The 21,055-nt window shown below is 71.1% G+C and carries 21 protein-coding genes; 7 read left to right on the forward strand and 14 right to left on the reverse strand.

Annotated elements, in window-relative coordinates; translation table 11 throughout:
• Nucleotides 1-185: 185 nt before the first annotated feature.
• Genes BM085_RS28195 through BM085_RS28205 form a run of 3 tightly spaced genes read left to right on the forward strand, consistent with a single transcriptional unit; the run spans nt 186 to nt 2,835 of the window.
• Nucleotides 186-860 carry a response regulator transcription factor gene (locus BM085_RS28195; RefSeq protein ID WP_093889912.1) on the forward strand — a complete coding sequence of 225 codons (675 nt, stop codon included), beginning with the start codon at nt 186-188 and terminating at the stop codon, nt 858-860.
• Nucleotides 857-2,263: a sensor histidine kinase gene (locus BM085_RS28200; RefSeq protein WP_093889913.1), complete on the forward strand. Its 1,407-nt coding sequence runs from the start codon at nt 857-859 to the stop codon at nt 2,261-2,263. Before BM085_RS28195 ends, BM085_RS28200 begins: the two co-directional genes overlap by 4 nt.
• Nucleotides 2,260-2,835 carry a hypothetical protein gene (locus BM085_RS28205; protein ID WP_143121103.1) on the forward strand — a complete coding sequence of 192 codons (576 nt, stop codon included), beginning with the start codon at nt 2,260-2,262 and terminating at the stop codon, nt 2,833-2,835. The genes BM085_RS28200 and BM085_RS28205 overlap by 4 nt, the downstream gene beginning before the upstream one ends.
• 74 nt (nt 2,836-2,909) lie before the next feature.
• On the opposite strand, the gene phoH2 is transcribed toward BM085_RS28205, so the two are convergent.
• The 10 genes from phoH2 to BM085_RS28250 form a co-directional block, all read right to left on the reverse strand.
• Complete coding sequence (gene phoH2 / locus BM085_RS28210; protein ID WP_031163206.1) at nt 2,910-4,253, reverse strand: RNA 5'-3' helicase PhoH2; 1,344 nt, start codon at nt 4,251-4,253, stop codon at nt 2,910-2,912.
• A 221-nt stretch (nt 4,254-4,474) separates the two neighbouring features.
• Complete coding sequence (locus tag BM085_RS28215) at nt 4,475-5,242, reverse strand: isoprenyl transferase (protein WP_086576960.1); 768 nt, start codon at nt 5,240-5,242, stop codon at nt 4,475-4,477.
• Between the two features lie 79 nt (nt 5,243-5,321).
• Nucleotides 5,322-5,774, reverse strand: coding sequence for a hypothetical protein (locus BM085_RS28220; RefSeq protein WP_093889915.1), 453 nt, complete (start codon nt 5,772-5,774; stop codon nt 5,322-5,324).
• 112 nt (nt 5,775-5,886) lie between these two features.
• Nucleotides 5,887-6,843 carry a DUF7064 domain-containing protein gene (locus tag BM085_RS28225; protein ID WP_093889916.1) on the reverse strand — a complete coding sequence of 319 codons (957 nt, stop codon included), beginning with the start codon at nt 6,841-6,843 and terminating at the stop codon, nt 5,887-5,889.
• A gap of 73 nt (nt 6,844-6,916) precedes the next feature.
• Nucleotides 6,917-7,669: a TIGR04222 domain-containing membrane protein gene (locus tag BM085_RS28230; protein ID WP_093889917.1), complete on the reverse strand. Its 753-nt coding sequence runs from the start codon at nt 7,667-7,669 to the stop codon at nt 6,917-6,919.
• 27 nt (nt 7,670-7,696) lie between these two features.
• A complete protein-coding gene (locus tag BM085_RS44695; protein ID WP_177245317.1) occupies nt 7,697-8,140 on the reverse strand; it encodes an SCO6045 C-terminal-like domain-containing protein in 444 nt (147 codons plus the stop codon).
• A gap of 19 nt (nt 8,141-8,159) precedes the next feature.
• Nucleotides 8,160-8,978: an MbnB/TglH/ChrH family RiPP precursor modification enzyme gene (locus BM085_RS44700; protein WP_218158851.1), complete on the reverse strand. Its 819-nt coding sequence runs from the start codon at nt 8,976-8,978 to the stop codon at nt 8,160-8,162.
• 30 nt (nt 8,979-9,008) lie between these two features.
• Complete coding sequence (locus BM085_RS28240) at nt 9,009-9,977, reverse strand: TIGR04222 domain-containing membrane protein (RefSeq protein WP_093889918.1); 969 nt, start codon at nt 9,975-9,977, stop codon at nt 9,009-9,011.
• Nucleotides 9,978-10,062: 85 nt separating this feature from the next.
• A complete protein-coding gene (locus tag BM085_RS28245) occupies nt 10,063-11,886 on the reverse strand; it encodes a phosphoenolpyruvate carboxykinase (GTP) (protein WP_093889919.1) in 1,824 nt (607 codons plus the stop codon).
• Nucleotides 11,887-12,176: 290 nt separating this feature from the next.
• On the reverse strand, nt 12,177-12,704 hold the full coding sequence (locus tag BM085_RS28250; protein WP_093889920.1) for a hypothetical protein: 528 nt from the start codon (nt 12,702-12,704) through the stop codon (nt 12,177-12,179).
• A 215-nt stretch (nt 12,705-12,919) separates the two neighbouring features.
• On the opposite strand from BM085_RS28250, the gene BM085_RS28255 reads away from it, so the two are divergent.
• Nucleotides 12,920-13,519, forward strand: coding sequence for an acyl-CoA-like ligand-binding transcription factor (locus BM085_RS28255; protein WP_093889921.1), 600 nt, complete (start codon nt 12,920-12,922; stop codon nt 13,517-13,519).
• An 86-nt stretch (nt 13,520-13,605) separates the two neighbouring features.
• On the opposite strand, the gene BM085_RS28260 is transcribed toward BM085_RS28255, so the two are convergent.
• The 3 genes from BM085_RS28260 to BM085_RS28270 form a co-directional block, all read right to left on the reverse strand.
• Nucleotides 13,606-14,856 (reverse strand): C40 family peptidase, encoded by a 1,251-nt coding sequence (locus BM085_RS28260; protein WP_245789747.1) that lies wholly within the window; start codon nt 14,854-14,856, stop codon nt 13,606-13,608.
• Between the two features lie 273 nt (nt 14,857-15,129).
• The gene (gene greA / locus BM085_RS28265) at nt 15,130-15,645 is read right to left on the reverse strand and encodes a transcription elongation factor GreA (protein WP_037934435.1); all 516 of its coding nucleotides are present in this window, start codon (nt 15,643-15,645) and stop codon (nt 15,130-15,132) included.
• Nucleotides 15,646-15,735: 90 nt separating this feature from the next.
• Nucleotides 15,736-16,164, reverse strand: a complete 429-nt coding sequence (locus BM085_RS28270; protein ID WP_093889923.1) for a DUF4307 domain-containing protein — start codon at nt 16,162-16,164, stop codon at nt 15,736-15,738.
• A 230-nt stretch (nt 16,165-16,394) separates the two neighbouring features.
• Between BM085_RS28270 and mca the strand changes: the two genes are divergently transcribed.
• Both mca and BM085_RS28280 read left to right on the forward strand, forming a co-directional pair.
• Nucleotides 16,395-17,279 carry a mycothiol conjugate amidase Mca gene (gene mca, locus BM085_RS28275; protein ID WP_093889924.1) on the forward strand — a complete coding sequence of 295 codons (885 nt, stop codon included), beginning with the start codon at nt 16,395-16,397 and terminating at the stop codon, nt 17,277-17,279.
• Between the two features lie 34 nt (nt 17,280-17,313).
• Entirely contained in the window at nt 17,314-17,493 is a 180-nt protein-coding gene (locus tag BM085_RS28280; RefSeq protein ID WP_093889925.1) for a hypothetical protein, read from the forward strand.
• A gap of 117 nt (nt 17,494-17,610) precedes the next feature.
• Here BM085_RS28280 and BM085_RS28285 read toward each other — a convergent pair whose 3' ends face one another.
• On the reverse strand, nt 17,611-18,756 hold the full coding sequence (locus BM085_RS28285; RefSeq protein WP_093889926.1) for a hypothetical protein: 1,146 nt from the start codon (nt 18,754-18,756) through the stop codon (nt 17,611-17,613).
• A gap of 248 nt (nt 18,757-19,004) precedes the next feature.
• Between BM085_RS28285 and BM085_RS28290 the strand changes: the two genes are divergently transcribed.
• Entirely contained in the window at nt 19,005-21,050 is a 2,046-nt protein-coding gene (locus tag BM085_RS28290) for a thioredoxin domain-containing protein (protein WP_093889927.1), read from the forward strand.
• Nucleotides 21,051-21,055 lie beyond the last annotated feature (5 nt).

Below are 21,055 nucleotides of genomic sequence, written 5' to 3' on the forward strand. Positions count from 1 at the left end.
CTGACATTTGGTCAGCTAGATGTGACTTTCATCACATTTGCCGCTCAGGGCCCACCCCACGTGCCCCTGCGCCGAGGGGGAGCGCCCTTGTCAGGGTGTCATCGCCGCATCCGGTTCCTGTCCGCCTCACGTCACAGTTCCGTGACGGTGCAGGCTTTATCGGGCATTGGACGAATAATTACCTGGTGGCCGGCATCCTCCTTGTTGAAGACGATCCCTCGGTCCGGACCGGGCTTGAGCTGGCGCTGGCACGCCAGGGCCACTCCGTGACCTCCTACGCCAGTGGCGAGGAGGCGCTCGACCACATCCGGTCGCGCCGTCCGGAGATCGTCATCCTCGACGTCATGCTCCCCGGGATCGACGGGGTCGAGGTGTGCCGCCGCATCCGCAGGATGGACCAGTTGCCGGTCATCCTCCTCACCGCCAGGGGCGACGACCTCGACGTGGTCGTGGGGCTGGAGGCGGGAGCCGACGACTACGTGGTCAAACCGGTCGAGCCGCGCGTGCTGGACGCCCGGATCCGCGCCGTCCTGCGCCGGGTGGAGTCGGTCGCCTCCGACCGCATCACCTTCGGCGACCTGGTCGTCGACCGGGGGGCGCTCAAGGTGTCGCTGGCCGGCCGGGAGATCCACCTGACCCCCACCGAACTTCGGCTCCTGCTCGAACTGGTCCGCCACCCCGGCCAGGTGCTCAACCGCCGATACCTGCTGCGGGCCGTCTGGGACCACACCCACGTCGCCGACTCCCGGCTGGTGGACGCCTGCGTCCAGCGGGTCCGCGCCAAGATCGAGGCGGTGCCGGCCGAGCCCGACTTCATCCACACCGTCCGCGGATTCGGCTACCGGTTCAGTCCGCCGTGAAGCGTGCCTACACCGGGCTGCGCGGACGCCTGGTCATCACCTTCACCCTGATCGCGGTGGCGGCCTCCGCGCTGGTCGCGGGGATCGGCTACGAGCTCGTCAAACACCGCGTGATCGACCTCGCCGAGCAGGTGGCCGTGCGCGACGTGCGCGACACCCTGGAAGGGACCAGGGTGCCCATCGGCGCGCTCTGGCCGGGCGACAGCCCGCCGACCGACGCGCAGATCAGCACGTTGCAGAAGAGCCTGCGCATGCGGGACGGCGGGGTGGTGGTCCGCTACGAGAGCTACCTCTACGCCGACGGCGACTTCAGCATGAACGACGTCCCCGCCGACCTCGACGCCGGGGCCACACGGCGGATGGTGACCAAGCGCCAGGTGATCGACGGGAAGATGTGGCTGCTCATCGGCACCCCCGTGTGGCGGATAGAGCCCATCCACATCGCCCAGCCCACCGGAATGAGCGTCTTCGTGTTCGTCCCGCTCACCGCCGAGGAACAGCTCCTGACCGACCTGAGGCAGCCGCTGGCCGCCGCCGGGGCCATCATGCTGGTCATCGCGCTCGCCCTGGCCCTGGTACTGGCCCGGCGGGTGCTGCTGCCGGTCCGGCAGCTGGGCTCGGCGGCCCGCGCGCTCGGCGCCGGGCACCTGGACACGCGCCTTCCCGTGCACGGCCACGACGAGCTCGCCGAACTCACCGCGACGTTCAACGAGACCGCGGTCGCCCTGGAGAGCAGCGTGTCCGAGCTGCGTTCGCTGGAGGCGATGTCACGCCGGTTCGTGGCCGACGTCTCGCACGAGCTCAGGACCCCGCTGACCGCGATGACCGCGGTGGCCGACATGCTCTCCGAGGAGGCCGAACGGCTGCCCGAGGAGCCGGCGACCGCCGTACGGCTGGTGCTGCGGGAGATCGGGCGGCTGCGGACCCTGGTGGAGCAGCTCATCGAGACCAGCCGGTTCGACTCGGGCACGGCCGTGCTGCACGTGGACACCGTGAACGTCGCCGACGCGGTCCGGGACTGCCTGGAGCTGCGCGGCTGGTTGGACCAGGTGCGGGTGAACGTGCCGCAGGGGCTGGCCTTCTCCGTCGACCCCCTGCGCTTCGACGTGATCCTGGCGAACCTGGTGGGCAACGCCCTGCGCCACGGCGAGCCACCCGTCGTGGTGACCGCCCGCGGCACCCCGAACGGCCTGGAGGTGAAGGTGCGCGACCACGGCAAGGGCATCCCCCCGGCGGACCTGGAACACGTGTTCAACCGCTTCTACAAGGCGGGCGTCCGAGGTGACGGGAGCGGGCTCGGCCTGTCCATCGCGCGGGCCAACGCCCAGCTGCACGGCGGCACCATCTCGGTGCGCCCGCAGGACCCGGGCACGCTCTTCACGCTCTGGCTGCCCTCGACATGAGGTTCGGTGTCCCGGCCGCCCCCGGCATGAGGCGGCTCGCGTGCCTGCTCGCCGCGGTCCTGACGCTGTGCGGCTGCGGGGTGGCCCCCACCTCGACCGAGGACCGGGGGCGCCCTCCGGTGATCAGCTACAGCCCCACGTGGGTGACGGTCTACCTGCTGCGCGACGGGCGGCTGGAACCCGCCAACATCCCCGTGGCCTCCGACTCCGCCAAGGACATCGTCTCCACCCTGTTCCGGGCCGGGAAACAGCCGCCGCGGCAGGGGCTGAGCAGCGCGCTCAACGAATTCAGCCACTACGACACCGACACCACCCGATACTCCGAGACGGCCCAGCGCAACGCCCCCGGAGGCATGCTGGGATACCGGCTGAACGTGATCATCACCGGAGATGGCGCGGTCTCCAGGGCCGGCCTCGCCCAGATCACCTGCACCATCAGGCAGAACAAGCAGGAGAGCATCTGGAGCGTCGAGGTCACCCGGCTGTTCCCGGGGACCCCGCAGTCGCTCGGGGAGCACACCTGCTTCGAGTTCCGGGACCTCGCGGCCGAAGGCGTACGGCTGCCCCCGTGACCGGGCCGGGTCCCGCGGACCCCCGCGTGCGGCCGCCGGATGGCGACCGCCGGGGCGGGTCCGCGGGACGGGCCTCAGATCGTGACGTCCTCCAGCATCTCGGTGACCAGGGCGGCGATCGGCGAGCGCTCCGAACGGGTCAGCGTGACGTGCGCGAACAGCGGATGCCCCTTGAGCTTCTCCACCACCGCCACCACGCCGTCGTGCCTGCCCACCCGGAGATTGTCGCGCTGGGCGACGTCATGGGTGAGCACGACCCTGGAGTTGGCGCCGATCCGGCTCAGCACCGTCAGAAGCACCCCGCGCTCCAGCGACTGCGCCTCGTCCACGATCACGAAGGCGTCGTGCAGGGAGCGGCCGCGGATGTGGGTGAGGGGGAGGACCTCCAGCATGCCCCTGTCCATGACCTCCTCGATCACCTCGGGCGTGGTGACCGCGCCCAGGGTGTCGTAGACGGCCTGACCCCACGGGCCCATCTTCTCGTTCTCGGAGCCGGGCAGGTAGCCCAGGTCCTGGCCGCCCACGGCGTACAGCGGGCGGAAGACGATGACCTTGCGGTGCTGGCGGCGCTCCAGGACGGCCTCCAGGCCGGCGCAGAGGGCGAGGGCGGACTTGCCGGTGCCCGCCCGGCCGCCCATCGAGACGATGCCGACCTCGGGGTCCATCAGGAGGTCGAGCGCGATGCGCTGCTCGGCGGAACGGCCGTGCAGGCCGAACACCTCCCGGTCGCCGCGGACCAGCCGCACCGACTTGTCGGGCAGCACCCGGCCCAGCGCGGAGCCCCGGCCGGACAGCAGCCGCAGGCCGGTGTGGGTGGGAAGGTCACGGGCGTCGGCCAGGTCGGCGGTGCCGTGCTCGAAGAGCGCCTCGATGTCCTCCGCGGTCACCTGGAGCTCGGCCATGCCGGTCCAGCCGGACTCCACCACCAGCTCGGCGCGGTATTCCTCCGCGGCGAGGCCGATGGAGGCCGCCTTGACGCGCATCGGCAGGTCCTTGGAGACCAGCACCACGTCGCGTCCCTCGGCGGCGAGTGTCCGCGCCACGGTGAGGATACGGGTGTCGTTGTCACCGAGCCGGAAGCCGACGGGCAGGATCGACGGGTCGCTGTGGTTGAGCTCGACCCGGATGCTGCCCTCGCCGACCGGCATGGGCTCGTCCAACCGCCCGTGTGTCACCCGCAGGTCGTCGAGGTACCTCAGCGCCTTACGCGCGAAGTATCCGAGTTCTGGATGATGGCGTTTGCCCTCCAACTCGGTGATGACGACGATCGGGAGGACGACCTCATGCTCTGCGAAGCGGCTCATCGCCGCTGGATCAGCCAGCAGTACCGAGGTGTCCAGGACGTACGTACGCCGATTGGTGACCGGCGACGTGGGTGAGGACGAAGGGTTTGCCACGCGTTCTCCCCCGGGCGCCATGGGGGGCGCCCTGCCATGAGCTGGGATGCGGACCGGACCCGGGCCCACGCTCGCGGCTTGCCGAGCAGGCGCCGGTGACCGGCCCTCCTTGGCAGTCGTGACGCAAAGGCGGGCCCTCTCCGGAGTAGGCGAGCTGCGCCCGCCTACTTGTTACGGTACGTCCTGAATACCCACCTTCCAAAGGCACAAGCCTGTCCGAAAGGGGGTGTTCATGCTGTCTTTCAGTTCCCGTACCGTCGATGCCGCGCGGCGTACGAACGGAGAGCCCGCAAGAAGTCGACCCTGCGGAAGTCAGGCCAGTAGGCCTCGCAGAAGTAGAACTCGGAGTGGGCGCTCTGCCAGAGCAGGAAGCCGGAGAGGCGCTGCTCTCCCGAGGTCCGGATGACGAGATCCGGGTCGGGCTGACCGCGCGTGTAGAGATGCTCCGCGATGTGCTCCACATCGAGGACCTCGACCAGGTCCTCGATGCTCGCGCCCTTGCTGGCGTGCTCCTGGAGAAGGGAGCGCACCGCATCAGCGATCTCACGCCTTCCTCCATACCCAACAGCAACGTTCACAATCAAACCGGGACGGTGTGATGTCTCTTCTTTTGCGTTTTTCAGGACATGCGCCGTGTGATCGGGCAGAAGATCAAGCGCCCCCATGGGGTTGATGTGCCATCCGTCGGCGACGAGCTCCTGGACCACGTCCTCGATGATCTTCACGAGGAGGTCCAGCTCGTCCTTCGACCGGTTGATGTTCTCGCTCGACAGCAGCCACACGGTGACGACCTCGACACCGGCCTCGCGGCACCAGCCGAGGAGCTCGGAGATCTTGTCGGCGCCCTTGCGATGACCTCGGCTGACGTCGTCGATGCCCATCGAACGCGCCCAGCGCCGGTTCCCGTCGACGATGACGCCGACGTGCCGGGGGGCCATCTCCTTCTGGCGGGACAGCTTCGCCTCCAGCCGCCGTTCGTACAGCCGGTAGACGAGATCGCGCACGCCCATTGGAGCCCTCCCCCCAACGCCCGACGTCGAAGGGCGCTGACAGGCAATTATCACCGCCCAGAAGACCTCTCCGCCCCGTCTATCGGGTTCTGGTTGAGTTGCCGGACTTCTGTGGCGCCAGACACTCCTCCGCCTCCGTGACGAGCGCCGCCACGAAGGCGCCCAGCTCAGCCGAGGTGAGCACCGCACGCATGCCCACGCCGCCGCCGCCCCAGGCCTCCACGAACGCCCTCCTGGTCAGCCGCCATTCACCGGAACTCCCCCGCTGGGCGGGGATCCAGATCGGGATGGTCCGCAGCTGACAGCGGAGTTCGCCCCCGCTGACGACCCCGTTCCTGGCCCGGTAGCGGAAGGCGAACAGCTCCTCCTCGTCGGGGAAGCGGTCGTCGGGGTCGGGCCACTGCGTCCCGGGGGCGGCACGGGCCTCGGCGACGCCCTTGGCCAGCCGGACGAGGAGCCAGCCGCACCGCTCCCCCACCGTGCCGTAGAGCGTGCCGTCGCGGTGGAGTTCCAGCGTGACCTCGTACGGCAAACCGACACTGTCCCGGCACGCCACCGGCGTAACGGTCAGATACGACCCATCAAGGCAACGCAGTCCCCCCACCTCACAGAGGTTATCCCCGGCACAGCCTGCCAAAACGTTCTTAACGCCAGCCGTGCTCGCGCCACCCCGGCGGCTGGTGCCACTCCGTCCAGCCGTATCCCGACCTGCCGTCCTCGGCCTCGAACCGGCACAGGGCGCGCGGGAAGCGGGCGACCACGCCGTCCGGCGAGGTCACCGTCACCGGGGCGAAGGCGACGGGAGTGGCGGTCAGCGGCGCACCCGGCACCGCCAGCCGCGAAAGCACGGGGAAGCCGTCCTCGCCGAACTCGGTCGCCGCGGCGAAGCCCTCCCGATGGTCGAGCAGGCCGTCCGGCGAGACCGTGAAGCAGGGCCAGGGCATCTCGAAGCCGACGTTGGCCCGCATGCCGTGGAAGAACGTGCCGTCGTCGAGCCGCCCGGAGCTCCACAGCCAGGAGACCTTCCACCAGTCGCGCTCCCCCCAGCTGTGGTCGCGCTCGCCGTACCCGGAGAAGGGGATCGCCTCGCCGCCCACCCTGATCACTCCGCCGACCCTGCAGGGGATCTCGTAGCGCGGGATGAATCCGTAGGGGTAGACCCCGCCGACGGTCTCCCACTCCAGGTCGAACTCCAGCGAGGTCGTGGCTCCCCCGCCCGGTCCGGCGCCGGGCCGCCCCGGATTCTCCAGTACGGCGGCGGCCCCGGCCTCCAGGGTCAGCCTGAAGGAGCGCATGGGGGCCACCACCTCCTGGGTGGCCCGGTAGTCCCGGCCCCGCACCGCGAGGTCGGGCCCGGGGAGCGGGACGTGGTCGTCGGCGAGCAGCACCAGCGGCCGGTCCCTGCCGACCAGGCACGCCCAGTACCAGGCGCGGCCCCAGTTGGGGTACAGGCCCAGCCGGACGTATCCGGCGACGGAGCCGTCCTCGGCCGCGAAGTCGAGGTAGAAGGACTCACTCCACAACCGCTCGCCGCCGACCGGGTGGACCCCCTCGTCCGCCTCTCCCAGCGGCCATGTCCCATGATCGACGATCTTCACCACGGCCCACTCCCATGCAAGCGCTTGGCCATACGATCGGGCCAACCTAACCGACCGCGCCCCCGCGGGACAGCCCTCAGCGATCTCCCCCGCCACGACCGTCGCCATCGGGGGCGCCGGAGGGGGCGGGGACGTCCGGGGGCGGAGGGGCGGGAGGCTCGCGTCCGGACGGGGCGGAAGGCGGCAGCGTGCCGCTCAGCGACAGCAGGGAGGCCAGCCGCCGGTCCTTCATCCGGCCCAGGCCGTACAGGGCGACCCCGGCGAGCTCGTACTCCTCCCCGGAGGTGTGATCCCGGGCGCGCGGCGGCAGGGCCCCCTCCTCACGGTGGCGCAGGCGATAGTGGGCCAGCGCGGCCTGTCCCAGGCGCGTGGGCTCGGCCCGCGCACCGTCGCCGGTGTCGGCCAGTCCCAGCTCCTCCAGACGGCCGATCAGCGCGGCGACCGCGGGGCCGTGGACGACCGCCGCCTTGACCTCCCAGACCGGCGAGCCGTCGCCCCCGGCCCCGAGCAGGGCGAGGATCTCGGCCTCCAGCGGATGCGGGGAGCGTTCCGGCACCCCCGCATCCGGCGGTGCCGGGGACCGCTCCGGCCCGGGGCCCGCCAGGGTCAGCCGCCCGTCGCGCGAGGCCCTGAGAGCCCCTCTGGCGGCCAGGGATGCCAGGGCGGTGTTCGCGACCCGGAACCGCCCGCCCGCCAGCTGAGCCAGCTCGTAGGGGGCCAGGGCGGGCCCCCGGTAGATCTTCGGGGAATGCATGGCCAGTCTCAGCGCGACCAGACCGGCCACCGTCACCAGCACGACCGTCATGACGACGATCAGAGTGGTCAGCATGACGACCTCCGCCCCCAGAAGGTGTCCTCACCCAGTTGGACGAACGGCGCCCGAGAGAAGTTTCACGACCCTCCGGAAGGGCCGGAGCCACCGGGGAGCCCCCGCGGCCGTCTCCGGCTCCGGCGGCAGTCGTCCCGCCGACCTGAGCCGGTCCGCGAAATCCCGGGCGTCGGCGCGGGAGCCGCCGGGCGGCTTGGGACGGCCTCGCGCGTAGGCCTCGAACTCCCGCGCGAAGTCACCGCCGAGCAGCGCGACCAGGTCGGGCCGGACCCGGGCCACCGTCCCGCGCCGCTTGGAGATCAGGCTGGCGGCCTGGATCCGCAGCCGTCCCTCGTCGAACCCCGGAGGCGCCGCACCGCCCGCGACCAGAGCGGCCAGCAGTACGGCCTGCGCACCCGCCAACGCCTCCCGCGCACCGGCCGGCGCGTCCCCCGCGCCGGCCGGCGTCTCCCGGGCGTGGTCATCGGACACGGGCCATCGCCCCGCGGATTCAGACACGGGCCATCGCGCCGCGGACGCGGCCGAGCTCCGCTTCGAGCGCGGCGTCGCTGGGATAGTCGTCGTCCCATTCGAGCAGCACGCCGGGCGGGTCGACCCGGGCGCAGAGCTCGGACAGGATGTCCAGCACCTCGCCGGGGACGTGGGCGGTGTGGGTGTCGTGCCAGACGCCGTGATGGGAGTGCCCCCCGGCGACGTGCACGTAGGCGAGCTCGGACAGCGGCAGGCCGTCCAGCGCGCCGGTGGCCGACAGGCCCAGGTTGACCTGGTTGGTGTAGAGGTTGGCCACGTCGACCAGGAGCCCGACCCCGGTCATCTCCACCAGCTCGCCGAGGAACTGCGCCTCGGTCATCTCGTCCTCCGGCCAGCCGAACAGGGCCGCCACGTTCTCCAGGGCCAGCGGGACGGGCAGCGCCGCCTGCGCCCGCCGTACGTTCGCGGCGACCACCGAGAGCGCGGCCCGGGTGCGCGGGACCGGGAGCAGGTGGCCGGCCTCCATGCCGCCGGCGCGCACGAAGGCCAGGTGCTCGCTGACCAGCGGCGCGTCCAGGGCTCGGGCGCAGGCCGCCAGATGCGCCAGCCGGGCCGGGTCCGGCGGTTCCGCGCCGCCCACGCCCAGCCCGACACCGTGCGGGATCACCGGCACCCCGCGGGCGCGGAGCACCCGCAGCGACTCGGGCAGCCGCTCGGGGCGCACGTTCTCGGCGACGACCTCGACGAAGTCCACGCCGGGCAGGCGCTCCACCGTCAGGTCGATCTCCGGGCGCCAGCCGATGCCGACGCCCAGCGATCCGGATCCGGGCACCGTCACGCCGCCTCCCCGGCCACCGCGGCGGACCGCTCAGCCGCCGCCACCGCATCCCCCTCCGCAGCCGCCACCGCCGCAGCTCGACCCGCCGCCCGAGTCTCCGCCGCCCGAGTCTCCGCCGCCCCAGCCGCCGGAGCCGAAGTCTCCGCCACCGCCGTAGGAGGCGTCCGAACCGGAGGAGCCTCCTCCGCAGGAGCCGCCGGCGCAACCGGCGTTCTGCGTGCTGCTCCGCTTCAGCTCCTCCTCCAGGCCCGGGTCGCCCAGCTCGCCGAGGCCGTACAGGGCCACCGGGACGGCGACGGCGAAGGCCAGGTCCGGGGTCGTCGGGCGGGCACCGCGCACATGGACCCTGCGGGCGGAGGCGAGCACGTCGTGGCCCGCCTTGCTGAGAAGCCCGCGCAGCGCCCGCCGCTGCCTGAGGTAGGTGACCAGGCCGCCGGCCACGGCGAGGAAGCCGATCAGCACCGCGGCCGCGCCGTAGAACCCCCGGGCGGGGACGGCCAGGAAGGCGCCGATCACGAAGACGACGGAGAGCAGCGTCAGCAGCAGCAGCCGGCTCAGCAGCCGTGCGGCCCCGGTGAGCGCGCCGTCGGGCACCAGCAGGCCCATGCCCACCAGGCGGTAGCGCAGGCCGCTCATGGCCTGGCCGTCGGCCGTCGTACGGCGCAGCTCCCCCACGGAGCAGGAGTTGCCCCGGGCGCGCAGGGCGTCGAGGACGGCCTGCTCGATCGGCTCGGGTGAGGGCCGGGCTCCGAGCACGAGGCTGACCTGGCCGCCCCGGGACACCCGGATGGCCCCGCCCCTGGCCAGCACGCCGAGGGCGGTGTTGACCACCCGCAGCGGCCCGCCGGACAGGTAGGCGAGCTCGTAGGGGGTCGGCTGACTGCCATGATGGCCGGCCGCGGCCGAGCGGACCCGGCGGTGCTCGCCGCGTAGCGCCGCGGCCGTGAGGTTGACCACGAGCGCGAGGACGAGGGCTGTGACGAACAGTACGAATTCCATGTCCGCCTCCGGGGGGAAGGCGGGGCGTGTGCCCCGTTGTCATGTAGACGCACGGGGCCGCACGGAAGTTGCAGCTGTCAGGGCCTCAGTTCGGGCGAGTGCCGCAGTCCTGGTTCAGACGGTCGACCAGCGCCTCGTACTCCTCCCAGAGCTCCTTGGGGAAGTGGTCGCCGAAGGTCTCGAAGAAGGCCGGGATCAGTGACGCCTCCTCCTTCCAGACCTCCCTGTCCACGCTCAGCAGGGTCCGCAGGTCCTCGTCGGAGATGTCGAGGCCGTCGGTGTCGAGCTCGGCGGGGAGCAGGCCGATCGGCGTCCGCACCGCCTCGGCCTCGCCGTTCAGCCGGTCGACGACCCACTTGAGCACGCGGCTGTTCTCCCCGAAGCCGGGCCAGATGAACGCGCCGTCGTCGTTCTTGCGGAACCAGTTCACGTAGTAGATGCGCGGCAGCCGGACGTTCTCACGCCGGCCGACCTTGATCCAGTGGGCGAAGTAGTCGCCCATGTTGTATCCGCAGAACGGCAGCATCGCGAACGGGTCGCGGCGCAGCTCGCCGACCTTGCCCTCGGCCGCGGCGGTCTTCTCCGAGGCGATGTTGGCCCCGGTGAAGACACCGTGCTGCCAGCTCAGCGACTCGGTCACCAGGGGGACCGCGGTGGCGCGGCGTCCGCCGAACAGGATCGCCGAGATCGGCACGCCCCTGGGGTCCTGCCACTCGGGGGCGATCGTCGGGCACTGCGCGGCGGGCACCGCGAAGCGGGCGTTGGGGTGCGCGGCGGGCTCCCGGCTGTCCGGGGTCCAGGAGCGGCCCTTCCAGTCGGTCAGGTGCGCCGGGGGCTGGTCGGTGAGCCCCTCCCACCACACGTCGCCGTCGTCGGTGAGCGCGACGTTGGTGAAGATGCTGTTACCCCAGAGCGTCTTGATCGCGTTGGCGTTGGTGGACTCGCCGGTGCCGGGCGCCACGCCGAAGAAGCCGGCTTCGGGGTTGATGGCGTACAGGCGGCCGTCGGCGCCGAAGCGCATCCAGGCGATGTCGTCGCCGACCGTCTCGACCTTCCACCCCGGGATGGTCGGCTGGAGCATGGCCAGGTTGGTCTTGCCGCAGGCGCTCGGGAACGCCGCCGCGACGTAGCGGGTCTCCCCGGACGGCGGGGTGAGCTTGAGGATGAGCATGTGCTCGGCCAGCCAGCCCTCGTCGCGGGCCATCGTGCTGGCGATGCGCAGCGCGTAGCACTTCTTGCCGAGCAGCGCGTTGCCGCCGTAGCCCGAGCCGTAGGACCAGATCTCCCGCGTCTCGGGGAAGTGGCTGATGTATTTGGTGGAGTTGCACGGCCACGGCACGTCGGCCTGGCCGTGCTCCAGCGGGGCGCCGACCGAGTGGACGGCCTTGACGTAGCCGCCGCGCTCCTCGATGAGCCGCAGCGCCCGCTCGCCCATGCGCGTCATCACGCGCATGGAGACGACCACGTACGGCGAGTCGGTGATCTCGACGCCGAGCTGGGAGATGTCGCCGCCCAGCGGGCCCATGCAGAAGGGCACGACGTACATGGTGCGGCCGCGCATGCTGCCCCTGAAGATTTCGCCGAAGGTCCGGCGCATCTCGGCGGGGGCGATCCAGTTGTTGGTCGGACCGGCGTCCTCTTCGCGCTCGGAACAGATGTACGTGCGGTCCTCGACGCGGGCGACGTCACTCGGGTCCGAGGCGGCGTAGAAGCTGTTCTGCCGTTTGGCCAGGCGCTTGAATGTTCCCTGCTCGACCAGCAGGTTCGTCAGGCGTGTCCACTCGGCCTCCGAGCCGTCGCACCATTCGATCCGGTCGGGCTGGGTCAGCTCGGCGATCTCCTTGACCCATGCGGCCAGCTCCGGGTGGCTGGTCGGGCTGGGGGCGGTTACGTCTGCGATAACGGACACTGCTGCGGCTCCTTACGCTTCTCAGGGCCAAAACATCATTGACAGAGAAACCGCATTTAATCCAATTGGCGTAGACCAGTGAATGCGTGCGGTCGGACGTCGCGGCACCCTCGTTGCGCCTGCCCCGTTCGACATACGAGCTGGCAGAGACCCCGACGTTCTGAGTGACGTACCCAAAAGAAGGGAAACTAAAGAAAGCCGTATCGGCAGTGGTATAGGCCAATCACAGAGGTCTAAACCAATCACTGAACAGGTTCAGACCAATTTCGGGCCGTTTTCCCTGACCAGCCTCAGGGGTTCAGGTCGGGCCCCGAGGCCCGCACCCGGTCGACGTGCTGGAGCGCGTCCCGCAGATCGGTCAGCCAGGTGTCGGTGTTCTTGCCCACCAGGCGTACACACCAGGCCAGCGCGTCACTCCGGCTGCGGGCGACCCCTGCGGCCACGAGGGTGTCGAGGACTCGCCGCTCCGACTGGCGCAGCCGGGTCATGACCGGCACCGACAGTGTGGTGAACATCACCGTCTCGTCGCCGACGGCGACACCCCAGGAGATCTTCCGGCGGAAGCGGTGCTCCGCCTCCAGCGCGATCTCGATGCGGCGCTCCCTGGTCTCCTCACGGAAACGCTGCACGCCGCCTTCCACCGCGGCGGCCCGCTCCACCTCGGAGACGTCGTCGCCGAGCACGGGCGCCTGGAGCCTGCCGACGACCGCGATCTCCTCGCGGTCCAGCACGATCTCCGGCGGCCCCTCGAACCACTCCCCGGGCAGCCGGCCGGAGAACCAGCCCCGGAGCTTCTTCACTGCTTCGTCGTTTTCCATGTAATTGAGATTACATCGCTTAAATCAGAGAAGCCAGAACCCGCGCTGACAGTGACTATTTTTTGAGAGTCACTTACAAATCATTGCTGATTTCACTTCTCCCGACCGCCTGAGGGGCTCGCCGGCCTGGGGAGCTCTCCGGGTCTGGGGGCTCGTCGGCCTGGGGGGCTCGCCGCCGACGCCCGGTGCCCTCGCCGAGACGCGAGAATCGACGCATGAGCTCACCTCCGCGCGCTGAGGGCCTGCGCGAACGTAAGAAGGCCAAGACCCGGCGGACGATCCAGGAACACGCCCTGCGGTTGTTCGCCGAGCAGGGGTACGAGGCCACGACGGTCGAGCAGATCGCGGAGGCGGCGGAGATCTCACCCAGCACCTTCTTCCGCTACTTCCCCGTGAAGGAGGACGTCGTCCTCCAGGACGACTACGACCCCGCCCTGATGGCGATGCTGGCCGCGCAGCCGGCGGACCTGGAGCCGGTCCCGGCGCTGCGCGCCACCGCGCACGGAGCGTTCGAGCACTTCCCTCTGGACGAGGAGCGGCAGATCCTCGCCCGTACCCGGCTGCAGCTCAGCCATGCCGCCCTACGCGCCAGGGCGGTGGACAACATGATCAGCACGATCGACATGCTCGCCGAGGGCATCGCCCGGCGCCGGGGGCTCGACGCCCCCGACGCGCTGAGCCGCACGACCGCCGGAGCCGTGGTGGGCGCGCTGCTCCCGGCCCTGTTCGGCTGGGCCCGGTCCGACGGCGCCAGACGGCTGGCCGACGTCATCGACGAGGCCCTGGGCCTGCTGGAGTCGGGCCTGCGCCCCTGAGCGACGGGCCCCTCCGGCCGCGGCCCGTCAGCGGACCCCGGGCTGATCCGTCAGCGGACCCCGGCCGCGACCCCCGGGCTGATCCGTCAGCGGACCCGGGCCGCGACCCCCGGGCTGATCCGCACGGCGCCGGCGAAGTTGCGGGTGCTGACCGGGACGATCTTGACCACGTCTCCGGTCCTGGGGGCGTGCAGCATCTTGCCGTTGCCCCAGTAGATCGCCACGTGCGAGACGTAGCCGGGGTTGGTCGGGTCGTGCCGCCAGAACAGCAGGTCCCCCGGCTGGGCCTGGGAGAGCGGGATCTGCGGGCCTGAGACGAACTGCTGGTGCGTCACGCGGGGCACCTTGATGCCCGCCTGGGCGTAGGCCCACTGGACCAGGCCGGAGCAGTCGAAGGTGTCCGGCCCCTCCGCGCCCCACACGTAGGGACGGCCGAGCTTGCCGATCGCCGCGGTGAGGGCGGTCTTGATCTGGGGCGCGGTCATGAAGGCACCCGCCGACCAGGTCGTCCGCCGGGGAACCGCCAGCACCGGGTTGATCGTGGCGACCTGGCTGCCCCGGGGGAGGATCCGCAGCAGGGCGCGGCGCAGCTTGGCCGAGTCGGCCTTCGGGGCGCTGACCACCAGCGCGTTGTTCTCCGGAATGCCCAGCGCACGCGCGGTCTGCCGGGAGACCACGGCGTCGATGCCCCCCATGCCCATCGTCGCGTAGGCGCCCACGCGCAGGGACTGCCCGGCCGTGGTGACCGACCTGCCCAGCGACAGGCCGCCGTCGTTGCCGAGGACGAAGGAGACGGCGACCTCGCCGGCGGAGACGTTGCGCCAGAGCCTGTCGGACCGCGCGGTCGGCTTGGGGGTGTAGGCGCGGAACGTCGAGGGGTTGACCCCCAGGGTCTGCACCCGCTTGCCGTCCATGCCCACCTCCGCGGCGTCGGCGCGCTCCACCGCCCGCACCCCGGCGACCTGCGCGATCTTCGCCACCACGGCCGCGCGCAGCGGCTTGCCGGCGACGACGAAGAGGTTCGGCCGGTGGATGGAGGTCAGCGGGGCCACGGCGGGCGGAGGTGTCTGCGTGGGCTGGACCGCGGGCGCCCGCTCCTGGACGGGCTGCCTGGTGACGGACTGGCGCAGGGCGACCGTCTCCCGGGTCTGCTCCGGCAACTGGGTGACGACCACCACTGCCGTGGTCAGCGCGGCGACGAGGACGAGCACGACGACGGGGACGGCCCGCCTGAGCAGGCGGGCACGGCGGGGACCGTAGCGGATGCGCGGGCGGTAGGCGAGGTCCTGCCGGGCCTCGTGGATCAGGCCGGAGACGCGTGTCCGCCGATCCAACACGATGTGTCCCCTTCCCCCGTTGGGATCCAGCCCTAAGAGAGTGCCGTACACCGCGCCATGATGCACGCGAACGCGCCAAAACGCTCTGTTATCTACGACACGGCCGCAAGCCGGACAACACGCCCCAGACACCCATCACCCGGTACGGCCCTCCGGGACATGTCCTCACATGTCTCCACACGCCCTGCATGTCGTCGCATGTCCTCAGGAACGCGGCGATCCGCCGGGACGGCATCCCGGCGGATCAACTGGTGTCGGCTGGTTCGGACGAGGTCAGTTGCCGATGTAGGGCACGGCCTCAAGGATCTCGACCGTGTTGGAGCGGCCGTTCGGCATCGTGTAGGTGGCCTTCTCCCCGATCTTCTTGCCGTTGATCGCCGAGCCCAGCGGCGACTTGGGCGAGTAGACGTCGATCGGGGCGCCGCTCTCCTCACGGGAGGCCAGCAGGAAGGCGACCTCTTCGTCGTCGCCCTCGAAGCGGACGGTGACGGTCATGCCGGGACCGACCACGCCCTCGGTGCGCGGCGCCTCCCCCACCCTGGCACTGTCGATGATCTGGCGGAGATGGAAGATGCGCGCCTCCATCTTGCCCTGCTCGTCCTTGGCGGCGTGGTAGCCGCCGTTCTCCTTCAGGTCGCCCTCTTCGCGGGCGGCTTCGATCTTCTTCGCGATATCGACGCGCCCGGGCCCCGAGAGGTATTCGAACTCCGCCTTCAGGCGGTCGTACGCCTCCTGAGTGAGCCAGGTGACGCTCTCGTTGTGGGAGTCGGCCACGGGTTCTCCTTGCATCCTCTATGGGGGCTTCGTACTTGGGTAGCTGTCGTTCGAATTTCGAAAGGCTAACAAGTTAACCGCCCGAACGCTTCCCCAAATATCTCACTATACGAGATAGCAGTAGTGGACGGCGCCGGAAGTGGCCTGGGCACTGGTCTCTAGCCGCTCAGTAAGCCGGACATATCCCTCACCAGCCGGAATACTGACCTCACGGCTCCCGACTTCAACGTGAGCCACATCCATGGCCCGCAGCCGGCAGAGGGCCGCGCGATCGGATGGCTTGACCACTTCGAAGGTGATCTGAATAGAATCGCCGCGGCTGGCGTCGAAAGCGATGACCTGGTCGATGACCTCGGTGTTGCCCTTGGACGCCCACATCACGTAACCCCAGCCGCCCGCACACACCGCGCACAGGATCGCGATCACGACGTGTACGACGAAGCGACCCCTGCGCTCCGGACGGTCCGGGAAGTCGCCCGGGGTACCGAGAATCGGACCGGTCTGCCGGCCCTCCTCGGCCTCGCTGGTGGCCATGACGGAATCTCCCTGCACTACCTCGGCGTTATCCGAGACAATTGTCCCTCGCGGGGGCCTCGCCCTCGCGACCGCCATAAGAGAAACTAACCTCTCCCTAGAGTGACCCAGGCCAACCTAGGGAGCGGCGCGGCATCGGAACGAGCAGGGTGGACGGGTACGGCGGAGCCGGCCGGGCCCCAGACGAGCGAAGATCTGAGCGCGACCTATCAAGAGGAGACATCGAGCCCGTGAGTGCACCGCTGAGGCTGATGGCCGTTCACGCGCACCCTGACGACGAGTCGAGCAAGGGCGCCGCCACGATGGCGCGCTACGTCACGGAAGGCGTGGAGGTGCTGGTCTGCACCCTCACGGGTGGGGAACGCGGCTCGATCCTGAACCCCAAGATGGACCGTCCCGAGATCCTTGAGAACATCGGCGAGGTGCGGCGCCTGGAGATGGAGCGCGCGCGGGAGATCCTCGGCGTGCGGCAGCGTTTCATGGGGTTCGTCGACTCGGGCCTGCCGGACGACGAGAGCGAGCCGCTGCCCGAGGGCTGCTTCGCCCTGCAGCCGATCGAGGTCGCCTCGGCGCCGCTGGTCGCCGCCGTGCGCGAGTTCAGGCCGCACGTCATCCTCACCTACGACGACGACGGCGGCTACCCGCACCCGGACCACATCATGACCAACCGCGTCTCGGTAGAGGCCTTCGAGGCCGCGGGCGACCCCGACCGCTACCCCGAGGCCGGGGAGCCCTGGCAGCCGCTCAAGCTCTACTACCAGATGGGCTTCACCAAGGAGCGGTTCGAGGCGCTGCACGAGGCGATGAACGCCCGCGACATGGGCTCCCCCTACGCCGACTGGATCTCCCGCTGGGAGGACCGCCCGCAGAAGTGGCCGGTCACCACCCGCATCCCCTGCGGCGACTACTTCGAGGTCCGCGACGAGGCGCTGCTCGCCCACGCCACCCAGGTCGACCCCGACGGTTTCTGGTTCGTCTGCCCGCGTGACCTGCAGCGAGAGATCTGGCCGACCGAGGACTACCACCTGGCCCGTTCCCTCGTGGACACCGAGCTTCCCGAGGACGACCTGTTCACCGGCATCCACGCCGAAGAGGTGTCGCCCGCCTGCCACTGACACGACCACGGGGGGGCGGTGGCAGACTTGAGGTGTGATTGCACTCGACACCTTCGCCAAAAGTGACGTCAGCCCGGGTCTCGTGGGATTCCTCGTCGTCGCGGCGCTGGGGTTCGCGCTGTTCCTGCTCGTCAAGTCGATGAAGAAGCAGATCTCCAGGATCGAGGTCCCGTCAGAGGCCGAGCTGAGGAACAAGCAGAACCCGACCGCCTGACCGGACCCGCCCCTCCCCCGGCGTCACCCGAGGTCCGGCGGGGCCTTCGGCGCATCCCGGCCCAGCCGGGCCCCAGCCCGCCCCTCCGCAGACCCCCGGCCCCCCTCCGCGGGCTCCTCAGCCCGCCGACCAGGCGCGTTCCAGCGCCTTGGGCAGGCCCCAGCGGCCCAGCGGGGTGAGCACCTCGGTCTTGTCCACGATGCCCAGGCAGGCCCAGAGCGGCGTGACCGAGCCGAACAGCGTCTCGGCCGCCTCCAGGTCCTCCGGCTCGTCCATCTGGACGTCGATGTCCTCGGACTCGGCGATCAGCCGGGCGATCCGCTCGGGCGAGGCCAGCACCCCCGGACCCCGCCTCGCCAGCGCGGCCACCACGGCCAGCCAGTCGGCGTGGTGGATCGCGCACAGCGCGGCCAGCACCGAGTCCTCGTGGCTGAGCTCGCCCTCCAGGTCGGAGAGACCCTCGGGCGTGTCGTCGTCCTCGGGCAGGTCCGAGATCGGTCCGGCGATCCCCGCCGTGACGGTCAGCCAGAGCTCCTCGTCGTCGGCGGGCAGCGGCTCCCCGTCGTAACCGGCACACGCCCGCAGCACGTTGCCCGGGTAGCCCGGGTCGGCCAGCACCTCACGCAGCCGGGCGCACGCGGCCCGCAGGTCCCCGGCGGGCCGCTCGGGCTCGGGCAGCTCGGCCAGGATGCGCCGCAGCTCGCTGAGCGCGAAGGCCTCCTCCTCGTCCCAGGCCGCGAACAGCTCCTCGTCCTGCTCGTCGCTGACCGCGACCCCGGGCACCCGCCCGTCGGGCAGCGGGCTGTTGAGCCAGCGCTCCTGCAGGTCCTCGTAGACCTCTCTGGCCCCCTCGTCCCCCAGCGCGAGCGCGTCCGGGTCGACCTCTCCGGCGGTCACCCGCCCCTCCAGGTAGGAGACCAGGCCGCGGAACATCTCCTCGGCGACCGGTCCCCGCTCGTCCTCCTCGGGCCAGACGAAGAAGCTGCGGGTGAGCAGGAGCGGCTCGGTCCCGGTGGACTCCAGCCACCGCTGCACGTCTCCCACGGTCGCGCCACCGGACTCGATCGCCCGCAGCGTCGTCTTGGCGGACTCCCAGAAGGGCAGGGACAGCGGGTTGCCCGCTGCCATCAGCTCCCGGCGCAGGTCGGGGAGGGCCACCAGGGCCACCCCCGACGGCACCGCGAGCAGGGCGAGGGCCACATCGCGGCGGGTCAGCTCGGCGGCTGCCCGTCCGGCGTGCACACAGACGAAGTCGAGATCCACGCCCAGTGAGCCTACGCCCGAAGCCGCATGAGCACATCTCCCGCCTCGCGGACGCCGCCCCTGTCCGGCACGGATCACGAGGAACACGACACGGAACCAGGAGGCGGTACCCCCGTCGCCCGGGGCCGACCAGACCGTAGGCCGCCGGCGCACGCTCGCAGTCCCGCTCCTCCGCCGGACTACTGTGGGGAGGACCGTGCGACGCGCGGAGCGCGTCGCACGCGCGAGGCGAACGTACGGGGAGGATCATGATGAACCGCTTGAAGGACGCGACGAGCCCCTATCTGCTCCAGCACGCGGACAACCCCGTCGAGTGGTTCGAGTGGGGGGAGGCCGCCTTCGCCGAGGCCGCCCGGCGGGACGTGCCGTTGCTGATCTCCGTCGGCTACTCGGCGTGCCACTGGTGCCACGTGATGGCGCACGAGTCGTTCGAGGACGAGGGCACCGCCGCGCTGATGAACGAGCGCTTCGTCAACGTCAAGGTGGACCGTGAGGAACGGCCGGACGTCGACGCGGTCTACATGGCGGCCACCCAGGCCATGACCGGCCAGGGCGGGTGGCCGATGACGGTCTTCGCCACCCCCGAGGGACATCCCTTCCACACCGGGACCTACTTCCCCCGGCCCCAGTTCCAGCGGTTGCTGGCCGGGGTGTCGAATGCCTGGAACGGCGACCGCGAGGCGGTGCTGGAGCAGGGCTCGAAGATCGTGGAGGCGCTGAACGGGCGGACGGAGCTGCCCTCGGGCCCGCTGCCCACGCCGGACACGCTGGCCCGCGCCGTACAGACCCTGAGCCGGTCCTTCGACCGGGTGCGCGGCGGGTTCGGCGGGGCCCCCAAGTTCCCGCCGTCGATGGCACTGGAGTTCCTGCTGCGGTACGGCGCCGCCGGCGAGCCCCGCGCCGGGGCCGAGGGCGGAGGTCGGGAGGACCGGCCGGAACCGGGGGCCGGAGCGGGCGCGCCGACGGCGACGGCGATGGCCGGGCGCACGCTGGAGGCCATGGCCCGGGGCGGGATATACGACCAGCTCGGCGGCGGCTTCGCCCGTTACAGCGTGGACGCCGACTGGGTGGTGCCGCACTTCGAGAAGATGCTCTACGACAACGCGCTGCTGCTGCGGGTCTACGCCCACTGGTGGCGCCTGACCGGGTCGGTCCTGGGCAGGCGGGTGGCCCTGGAGACGGCCGACTGGCTGCTGGCCGAGATGCGCACCCCCGAGGGCGGCTTCGCCTCGGCCCTGGACGCCGACAGCGAGGGTGTGGAGGGCAAGTTCTACGCCTGGACCCCGGAGGAGATCCACGAGGTCCTGGGTGCGGAGGACGGCGCCTGGGCGGTCGCCCTGTACGAGGTGACCGGCACGTTCGAACACGGCACCTCGGTGCTCCAGCTCCTGTCCGACCCCGCCCCCGGCGACGCCGAGCGGTCCGCCCGCGTACGCGCCGAGCTGCTGGCCGCGCGGGCCCGCCGGGTGCGGCCCGGCAGGGACGACAAGGTGGTGGCCGCCTGGAACGGCCTGGCCATCGCCGCCCTGGCCGAGACCGGGGCCCTGTTCGACCGGCCCGACCTGGTGGAGGCGGCGCGGGCGGCGGCCACGCTCCTCGACGAGTCGCACATGGACGGCGACCGGCTGATGCGCACCTCGCGTGACGGCCGGGTGGGTGCCAACGCCGGAGTCCTGGAGGACTACGCGGACCTGGCCGAAGGTCTGCTCACCCTGTACGGCGTGACCGGGGAGGTCCGCTGGTTCCACCGGGCCGGGGCGCTGCTGGAGACCGTCCTCGGCCGGTTCGCCGACGGCTCCGGCGGATTCTTCGACACCGCCGACGACGCCGAGCGGCTGTTCCAGCGCCCGCAGGACCCCACCGACAACGCGACCCCGTCAGGCCAGTTCGCCGCCGCCGGGGCGCTGCTGTCGTACGCGGCCCTGACCGGCTCGGCCAGGCACCGGGAGGCGGCCGAGGCGGCTCTCGGCACGGTGACCGTCCTGGCCGACAAGCACGCGCGATTCGCCGGGTGGGGGCTCGCGGTGGCCCAGGCCGCCGTGTCCGGGCCGGTCGAGGCGGCGATCGTGGGCCCGCTCGACGACCCGGCGACCTCGGCGCTGCACAGGACCGCCCTGCTCTCCCCCGCCCCCGGCCTGGTCGTCGCGCTCGGCGAGCCCGGGTCGGCCGAGGTCCCGCTCCTTGAGGGCCGGGGCCTGCTCGACGGCGCCCCGGCGGCCTACGTGTGCCGCGGGTTCACCTGCGGGATGCCCGTCACCACTCCCGCCGGGCTACGGGCCGAACTGGCGCCCTGAGAGTC

This window comes from Streptosporangium canum (assembly GCF_900113865.1).
Taxonomy (GTDB): Bacteria; Actinomycetota; Actinomycetes; order Streptosporangiales; family Streptosporangiaceae; genus Streptosporangium; species Streptosporangium canum.